Raw genomic sequence first — 739 nt, 5'->3', positions numbered from 1 at the left:
ACGAGCTACGAGCTACGAGCTACGAGCTACGAGCTACGAGCTACGAGCTACGAGCTACGAGCTACGAGCTACGCAAATTAGATAGGGAGGGTCGAAAAGTTCATTATGATTTGGGTTTCTTTGTAGGGGGTCAATAGCTGTACCGTTTGCGTCTGGTGAGGTGNGTAAATGTCGTTATATTGCTTCTTTCGCGAAAGACTCGAACCGGGTACCTGTATTTTTATGTGCTTGTCCTTGTAAGCTAGAAACTCGTAGCTGTTAGCTGATTTTCGGGGTGTTTTTTGGATAACGAATCCATCGTTTACGGTTGCATCAAGCATTTGCCGTTTGGCAATTTGCAGGAGCGCAAGACGAGCTGTTTTCAGAACCGTAAAGCCATTCGGCAATTGCCGCAGGCAGATGAGTGGNCGTTCCTGTGTCGGGAAATGTTTTCCGTGCCCGGTGATGACTTGATGGGCGGCACCTTCCAGACCCAGGTGATTCATTTCGGCATGTCTTATCGGGCGGTGGAGTACGAGTGGGAACACTGGATTGCCAAGTTCGAGTCCCTGCTCAAAAACATGTACTGGGTGAATGCGGTAGTGCACCTGGAAACCGAGTTGTCCGGGTTTCATACCTTCGTGTGGGACAGTGCCGATGTGTACCACGAACCCTCTGACGCCCCCCTGCGAGTACGTTGCGAATGGGCCCGTGAAGGGGCTATCGCCTGAGTTTTTCCCCCGTGCTGTAACGGCTCGGT

At 51.6% G+C, this 739-nt stretch carries 1 protein-coding gene; it reads left to right on the top strand.

Annotation, left to right across the window (positions count from 1 at the left end; genetic code table 11):
• Window positions 1-281: 281 nt before the first annotated feature.
• Window positions 282-710, top strand: coding sequence for a hypothetical protein (locus A3754_RS07900; RefSeq protein ID WP_063519253.1), 429 nt, complete (start codon window positions 282-284; stop codon window positions 708-710).
• Window positions 711-739: the final 29 nt, after the last annotated feature.

The organism is Alcanivorax sp. HI0083 (genome assembly GCF_001635175.1).
Note: the sequence above shows the minus strand (reverse complement) of the source record. Positions and strands in the feature narration are given on the sequence as shown.